The organism is Centipeda periodontii DSM 2778 (assembly GCF_000213975.1).
Classification (GTDB): Bacteria; Bacillota; Negativicutes; order Selenomonadales; family Selenomonadaceae; genus Centipeda; species Centipeda periodontii.
Genome location: NZ_GL892076.1, coordinates 2,257,723 through 2,265,929, shown reverse-complemented (window position 1 = coordinate 2,265,929; position 8,207 = coordinate 2,257,723). Strand labels below are relative to the sequence as shown.

Here is an 8,207-nt window from a genome sequence, read left to right as displayed (position 1 = left end):
CGTTTGACGGGGAAGGGGGACCGCGCAAGCGGTGGAAGGGGCACAAAGAAGGGGCGTTGTACGAAGTTTTAGCTTCGTGCAACAGCCCCTTTTCATTTGGAGAGATTGCTTCGCACAATATGCGCCATATCCATCGGAAGAGGGGCTTCGATGGTGAGGTGTTCCCCCGTGCGCGGATGTGTGAGTGTGAGACGCGCCGAGTGGAGGGCGTGACGCGTGATTTCGTCCATGCTCCCGCCATAGAGATCGTCGCCGAGCAGGGGATGTCCCAGATGGGCGAGATGGACGCGAATCTGATGGGTGCGTCCCGTCTCAAGGCGAAGGCGCAGGAGGCTGTGTCTGCCGTCTGTCCGTTCTGTTCTGTAATGTGTGCGTGCGGGCTTCCCATCGGGGGAGACACAGCGCAGGATGATGCTCGGCAGAGCGCGTGCGATGGGGGCGTCGATCGTGCCCTCTGCGGGAGTGAGCGAACCATCAATGAGTGCCAGATATTCCCGCACGAGCGCATCCTGCTTTGCAATCTGATACTGCACTTCGGGATGCTTCGCGATGAGCAGTAGTCCCGTCGTATTGCGGTCGAGGCGGTGGCAGGGGTGAAAGTCGAGCGGCATGCTGCGCGCTTCATAGAGACCAAGCACGGCATTGGCAACAGTTCCGTGTGCCTCCCTCGTCGTCGGATGAACAAGCTGCCCTGCGGGCTTGTCGAGGACGAGGAGATCCTCGTCCTCGTAGACGATCGCAAGGGGGAGATGTTCGGGGATGACCGAAGAAATGATTGGCAGCTCGTATGAGACAATATCTCCTGCGCGCAGCGTTGTGCGTGCGGCAATCTCGGAAACGCCGTTCACGGTGAAGGTGCCGCTGTGCTTGATGCGTTTCCAAAGAGTTGAAGAAATTCCGCACACGCGCATCAGATATGCCTTTGCAGGGCACCCCTCGTCCTCCGGAAGCATAACGATGTGTTCCGTCATTCCTTTTGACTCTGACGGCGCAGTGCGAGGATGATGCGGAAGGAGATGGAGAGAATGATGGCAATGACCGTTGCAAGTGCCATGCCGCGCAGTGTGACCGTGCCGATCGTGAGGCTTGCGGTCGATACGCCGACGCCCATGACGATGGAGGTCAGGAGGAGGTTCATCGGGTTGTTGTAGTCCACCTTTGCCTCAACGAGGATGCGGATGCCCGAGGCGGCAATGACGCCGAAGAGCAGCATGGATACCCCGCCCATGACGGGTGTCGGGATGCTCTGGATGAGCGCAGCGAGCTTGCCGAGGCAGGAGAGCAGGATTGCAAAGATCGCCGCACCGCCGATGACCCATGTGGAGTAGACCTTCGTGATGGCGAGCACGCCGATGTTCTCACCGTAAGTCGTGTTCGGCGTTGAACCGAAGAAGCCGGAGAAGATCGTGGAAACACCGTTGCCGAGCAGCGAGCGGTCGAGTCCCGGATCCTTTGCGAGGTTGCGTCCGACGATGTTGCCCGTCACGATGAGATGGCCGATGTGCTCCACGATGACGACGATGGAGGCGGGCAGAATAATGAGGATGGCGCGCAGGTCGAACGTCGGTGTGTAGATGGTCGGAATCGCCAGCCAAGGTGCACTCTCAACGTGAGAGAGATCGACGATGCCCACGGCAAATGCAATGATGTAGCCCGCGACTACGCCGATGAGAATCGGGATGATGGAGAGAAATCCACGGAATGCCATTGAGGCAAAGATGGTGATGGCAAGGGTTGCAATTGAAACGAAGATGACAGTGGTATCCGTGTTTTCGCCCGTCAGCCCCGCCATGTTTGCCGCCGTTGGCATCAGCTCCAGACCGATGACCGCAACGATCGCGCCCATCGAGGCGGGCGGGAAGATCACGTCGATCCAGCTCGTTCCGATCGTGTGGACGATGAAGCTGACAATACAGAAGACAATGCCGACAACGATGAAGCCGCCGAGCGCCGCCTCATAGCTGTACTCGGAGAGAACGAGAAAGACGGGGGAGAGAAAGGCAAAACTTGAGCCAAGATAGGCGGGAATCTTCCCCTTGCAGAGGATGAGGTAGAAGAGCGTGCCGATGCCGTTGAAGAGCAGCACGGTCGCGGGATTGACATGAAAGAGAATCGGCACGAGCACCGTCGAGCCGAACATCGCAAAGAGGTGCTGCAGCGACAAGGGAATGGTCGTCAGGAGCGGCGGACGTTCCGTTGTATCAATCGCCTTTTGGGACATAAGATCACTCCGTTTCAGAATCGTAGAATATGTGCGTTCTTATGATACCATAGACGGCGGCGGGGAACAATCATCATTTCGCGTGGCACGTTTTCACTTGCAGTTTCTCGCGGGATTCGGTAAGATAACCTCTATAAGTGAATGCAAAGAGGAAGTGAAACATGAAATATCCAATGAAACTGATAGCACCGCTTAAGGATTATCTTTGGGGTGGGATGCGTCTGAGGGACGAATATGGAAAAGAAACACAGCTGATGAAGGTTGCCGAGAGTTGGGAGCTTGCCTGTCACAGAGACGGCAAGAGTGTGATTGCAAACGGTGCGGCAGCGGGGCAGACCCTCGCAGATTGGATCGCGACGGAAGGGCAGGATGCGCTCGGCAGGAATGCAGCGAGGTTTTCCTATTTCCCCCTGCTCATCAAGCTGATTGATGCACATGATGACCTCTCTGTGCAGGTGCATCCTGATGACAACTATGCCATGCAGGCAGAGGGAGAGTACGGCAAGACGGAACTGTGGTACGTTGTGGACGCTGCGGCGGGAGCAGAGCTGCTCTATGGTTTTCAGCATGAAATCACAAAGGAGGAATTTCGCCGTCGCATTGAGGAGGGGACCCTGCTCGATGTCGTGCGTCGTGTGCCTGTAAAGAAAGGGGATGTGTTCTTCATCCCTGCGGGGACGCTCCACGCGATCGGTAAGGGCATCCTCATCTGCGAGATTCAGCAGAACTCAAACACAACGTACCGCATCTACGACTATGGACGTGTCGGGACAGATGGGAAACTGCGCGACCTCCATATTGACAAGGCGCTCGATGTGGTTCGTCTTGCTCCCGTCACGCAGCGTGCGGCATCCTCGCCCCCCATTGATATCTTTTCGGGGGCAGAGGTGAGGCTTCTTGCGGCATGTGATTATTTCACCGTGTATCACCTGAGCGTTGCGGGCAAATGTTCGCTCACAGCGGGTACGGATTCGTTTCACGCGCTGACCGTACTCGACGGCAGTTTGATCCTGCGTGCTGAAACAGGGGATCTGCATATTCAGAAAGGGGAGAGTGTATTCCTTCCGGCGGGGCTCGGACGCTATGAGATGTATGGCAACGGAGAACTGATTCTTAGTAAGATATAGAGCAGGGCTTGACGGCTTTGCTATAATGAAACCATTAGGAGAACTTTTTAGGAAACCCAAAGGGAGGGTGAGACTCATCGAATTTCATGCCTTGACAAAGGAAGACAAGCCCCTGCTTGATCGCTATTTCCGTGCGAATTACTACGAGAATTCGCATTTTAACTTTACGAATCTCTACATGTGGCGCGAGCCGTTCCACGTTCACGTTGCGGAGGAAGATAACGTCCTCTATGTCGTGAGCGAGTGGAAGGCGCGTGTCTCGGCATTGCAGCCGTTCTGCGATCCCACGCTGTACCCTGCGGCGACGAAGAAGCTGCTCGCGTACTTCGAGGAGATTGAGCAGCCCTTTCACATCTACGATATGGAGCGCGGCTATGCTGATTTTCTGCGCAGCTGCGACTGTGCGAATTTTGAGGTGGTCGCCGACCGTGACAACTATGACTATGTGTATCTCTCGGAAAAACTCATCAGTCTTGCGGGGCGCAAGCTGCACTCGAAGAAGAACCATCTGAACGCGTTCCACAAGGAGCATCCCGATGCGGTGTTTGTGCCGATCACGGATGAAATCGTGACGCTGTGCAAGCTCGAGTTGAACAGCTGGTATAAGCAGCACAAGCAGGAGGACGGTACGGTTGATCCGTTCATCGGCTACGAGCGCACGGCGATCCTTGAGGTGCTGAACAATTTCGAGGATTTCGGGCTGAAGGGCGGCGCAATCCTCCTCGGGGGGCGCGTCATTGCCTTTACCTTCGGCGAGCAGCTGAACACGGACACGGCGGTGATTCACGTCGAGAAGGCGGATCCCGAGCTGCGCGGCGCGTATCCCGCGATCAATCAGGGCTTCGTGGAGCACGCGTGGAGCCATCTGACCTACATCAACCGCGAGGAGGATATGGGTATCGAGGGGCTACGCAAGGCAAAGGAGTCCTACAAGCCCGAGAAGCTGATCGAAAAGTTTAATGCTACTCTGTGTCTCGGGTGATGTCCCGCGCGAACGCCTCGTTACGCAAGTGATCACGTGCTCGTTCGCCTAAATACCGGCGCACTTCTTAAACGCGCTACGCTTGAACGAAAGAAGTACGCCGGGGGCGAGTCGCACGCTTTACTCACTTGCTCCACTAGGGTTCGCTTTGGGACATCACTCCATGCTCATTGGTCGGATTTGCAAACTGCCCGTGAATATGGTAAGATAGCACAACGCTAGGATAACGCAGGTTCGTCCTTCGCCCCACAAAGCGGCGAGGGACTTTCTTGTTTTAGGAAGGATATTTTGATAATGCGGGGGGAACGATCATGAATCACACAAAGTACACGAAGGGTTACTATATGCCGCCCGAGATTCGTCTGGACTGGCTGCGTACGGATGCACCCGACAAGGCGCCGATCTGGTGCTCGGTCGATCTGCGCGACGGCAATCAGGCACTCATCATCCCGATGAGTCTCGATGAGAAACTGGCGTTCTTCGATCTCCTTGTACGTGTGGGCTTCAAGGAGATCGAGGTCGGCTTCCCTGCCGCCTCGGAGACGGAGTATGAGTTCCTGCGCCGTCTCGTGGAGGACAACCTCATCCCCGACGATGTGACCGTGCAGGTGCTGACACAGGCGCGTGAACATATCATCCGCAAGACGTTTGATGCGCTGCGCGGCGTGAAGAACGCGATTGTGCATGTCTACAACCCCACGTCTGCGGCACAGCGTGAGCAGGTCTTTGCGCGCTCGAAGGAGGAGATTCTTCAGATTGCCGTGGACGGCGCGAAGCTCCTCAAGAAGCTGACGGAGGAGGCGGGAGCGAACTACCGCTTCGAGTACTCACCTGAGAGCTTTACGGGCACGGAACCCGAGTACGCGCTCGAGGTCTGCAATGCCGTCCTCGATGTGTGGCAGCCGACGCCGGACCGCAAGGCGATCATCAATCTTCCCTCGACAGTTCAAATGTCGATGTCGCATGTCTACGGGATGCAGATTGCCTATGTCAACGAGCGGCTGAAATACCGTGACAGTGTTGTTCTTTCCCTCCATCCGCACAACGACCGCGGCTGCGGTGTAGCGGATGCAGAGATGGGGCTTCTGGCGGGCGCAGACCGTGTCGAGGGCACGCTCTTCGGCAATGGGGAGCGCACGGGCAACGTCGACATCATCACAGTTGCGATGAATATGTTCGCACTCGGTGTTGATCCGAATCTCGACTTCTCCGATCTGCCGCATCTCGTCGAGGTCTACGAGCAGGTGACGCGCATGCAGGTCAACCCGCGTCAGCCGTACTCCGGTTCGCTCGTCTTTGCCGCGTTCTCCGGCTCCCATCAGGATGCCATTGCGAAGGGCATGAAGCACTGGGACGAGAACAAGCCGAAGCACTGGTCGCTGCCATACCTCTACATCGACCCGAAGGATGTCGGGCGTACGTACGACGGCGATGTCATCCGCATCAACAGCCAGTCGGGCAGGGGCGGCGTCGGCTACATTATGGAGCAGCAGTACGGCATCAGCATGCCGAAGAAGATGCGCGAGGACCTCAGCTACCGCGTGAAAGCCGTTTCCGACAGCGGACACAAGGAGCTTATGCCGGATGAAATCTATAAGGTGTTCACAGATACCTATGTCAATGTCATCTTCCCGTTCGAGCTTTCGGACTTCCATCTGAAAAAGCAGCCGGACGGCACGCGCATGGGCGACGTTCACCTCAAGGTGGACGGTGAGGATCGCACGTATGAGGCGCGTGGCAACGGACGTCTCGATGCGATCTCGAACGCCCTGCAGGCGAACCTCGGTCTCCACTATACGAATCTGACGTACAGCGAGCACGCACTCGAGATCGGGCAGACCTCGCGCGCCATTTCCTACATCAGCATCACGGGCGAGGATGGCAAGGTCTACTGGGGCGCAGGGCTGGACACGGATATCATCACCTCGTCCATCCTTGCTCTCTTCAGTGCGATCAATCGGATGAAGGCGGGACACTGAGCGTGACAGACCTCGTTGCTGAAAAGCTGAAACTGCTGCCCGATTCGCCGGGTGTCTATCTCATGAAGGACGCGCGCGGGAAGATCATCTACGTGGGCAAGGCGATTGTCCTCAAGAACCGCGTGCGGCAGTATTTCCAGAGCAGCCGCAATCAATCGCCGAAGGTGCGGGCGATGGTCTCGCATGTCGTGGATTTCGAGACGATCATGACCGCGAACGAGGTCGAGTCGCTGATCCTCGAGGCGAATCTGATCAAGAAACATCGTCCTCGGTACAATATTCGGCTGAAAGATGACAAGAGTTACCCCTATGTAAAGGTGACGGTGCAGGAGGAATATCCGCGCGTCTTCATCACGCGGCGTGTGCTGCGTGATGGAGCGCGCTACTTCGGCCCCTATACGAATGTGACGGCGCTGCGGGACAGCTTGAAGCTCCTGAAGCGCCTTTTTCCTCTGCGTACGTGTCGGACAATGCCCGATCGTCCCTGCCTTGAGTATCATATCAAGCGCTGCCTCGCGCCCTGTGTGGGGAAGGTGACGGAGGAGGACTACCGTTCGATGATCCGTGCCGTCCTGCTCTTCCTTGAGGGGCGGACGGACGATGTGGAACGCGAATTGGAGCACCGCATGACGCTTGCGGCAGAAGCCTATCACTTCGAGACGGCGGCGCGCCTCAGAGATCAGCTCGCTGCGGTGCGCAAGGCGGCGGAGCGGCAGAACATCGTGACGGGCGCGGGCGATCAGGATGCGATCGGTATGGCGCGTTCGGCGGCGGGGGTCTGCATGCAGATCTTCTTTATCCGCAGCGGCAAGATGATCGGACGCGAGCACTTCCTCCTGCGCGGGAGCGAGGAGGAGAGCGATGCGGACATTCTGCGCGCGTTCCTCGAACAGTATTACAATCAGGCGACGTTTGTCCCGCGCGAGGTACTGCTGCCGCACGCGATCGATGCGGCGGAGCAGGAGATCATCGAGCGCTGGCTTGCGGAGCGAAAGGGCGGGGGAAAGGTTATCCTCCTCACGCCACAGCGCGGGACGAAGCGCGATATCGTCCTGATGGCGACGGGCAATGCGGAGAAATTTCTCGCGGACGAGGAGACGCGCCGCAGTCTTGCAGACGAGCAGACGCTCGGCGCCGTCGAGGAGCTTGGGCGCTATCTCGGACTCAAGAAGACGCCGTATCGCATGGAGTGCTTCGACATTTCTCACAATCAGGGGCAGGAAACGGTCGCCTCGATGGTTGTCTTCGAGGGCGGCATGCCGAAGAAGTCGGACTACCGCCGCTTTAAGATCAGGAGTGCGGAGGGCAAGCCCGACGACTTCCTCTCCATGCGTGAGGTGACGACGCGTCGCTACGTCGGACTGCCTGCCGATGAACTGCCCGACCTCATCATCATCGACGGCGGCAAGGGGCAGCTCTCCTCTGCACTTGAGATCATCCGAAACGAGGCGGGGCATAAGGATGTGCCCGTTGTCGGACTCGCCAAGCAGTTTGAACTCGTTTTTACGGAGGGGAATCCCGAACCGGTCGAACTGCCGCGCCGCAGTCAATCCCTCTATCTCATCCAGCGTATCCGCGATGAGGCGCACCGATTCGCCATTACCTTCCACAGGAAGCTGCGCGGCAAACGCAACCTCGTTTCTGTATTGGATCATATCGTCGGTGTTGGTCCGAAACGGCGGCAGAGTCTCTGGATGCACTTTGGAACACTGGACAAGATTAAGGCGGCTTCGGTCGATGAACTCGCCGCTGTACCCGGAATGAATCGTCCTTCGGCGGAGGCGATTGCTCATTTCTTTGAGGCACAGCGAGAACTTCGTGGGAAACAATAGAAGATAGGATTCTCATACTAAAATGATGAATCATCTAATTGAAGGTTAGTTCTGATAATTCTATAA

General features: G+C 57.1%; 6 protein-coding genes. 4 read left to right on the top strand and 2 right to left on the bottom strand.

Features of this window, described 5'->3' with window-relative positions:
• Positions 1-92 precede the first annotated feature (92 nt).
• Positions 93-971, bottom strand: coding sequence for an RluA family pseudouridine synthase (locus HMPREF9081_RS10295; protein ID WP_006307224.1), 879 nt, complete (start codon positions 969-971; stop codon positions 93-95).
• Positions 968-2,221, bottom strand: coding sequence for a uracil permease (uraA, locus tag HMPREF9081_RS10290; RefSeq protein ID WP_006307223.1), 1,254 nt, complete (start codon positions 2,219-2,221; stop codon positions 968-970). The genes HMPREF9081_RS10295 and uraA overlap by 4 nt, the downstream gene beginning before the upstream one ends.
• A 161-nt stretch (positions 2,222-2,382) precedes the next feature.
• Here uraA and HMPREF9081_RS10285 point away from each other — a divergent pair, with 161 nt between their 5' ends.
• The 4 genes from HMPREF9081_RS10285 to uvrC all read left to right on the top strand — a co-directional run bounded on the left by HMPREF9081_RS10285 (position 2,383) and on the right by uvrC (position 8,141).
• Entirely contained in the window at positions 2,383-3,348 is a 966-nt protein-coding gene (locus HMPREF9081_RS10285; protein ID WP_006307222.1) for a type I phosphomannose isomerase catalytic subunit, read from the top strand.
• Between the two features lie 67 nt (positions 3,349-3,415).
• Positions 3,416-4,330, top strand: a complete 915-nt coding sequence (locus HMPREF9081_RS10280) for a DUF2156 domain-containing protein (protein WP_040395043.1) — start codon at positions 3,416-3,418, stop codon at positions 4,328-4,330.
• Between the two features lie 311 nt (positions 4,331-4,641).
• Positions 4,642-6,309, top strand: coding sequence for a 2-isopropylmalate synthase (locus HMPREF9081_RS10275; RefSeq protein WP_006307220.1), 1,668 nt, complete (start codon positions 4,642-4,644; stop codon positions 6,307-6,309).
• 2 nt (positions 6,310-6,311) lie between these two features.
• Entirely contained in the window at positions 6,312-8,141 is a 1,830-nt protein-coding gene (gene uvrC, locus HMPREF9081_RS10270; RefSeq protein ID WP_006307219.1) for an excinuclease ABC subunit UvrC, read from the top strand.
• The last annotated feature ends 66 nt before the right edge of the window (positions 8,142-8,207 follow it).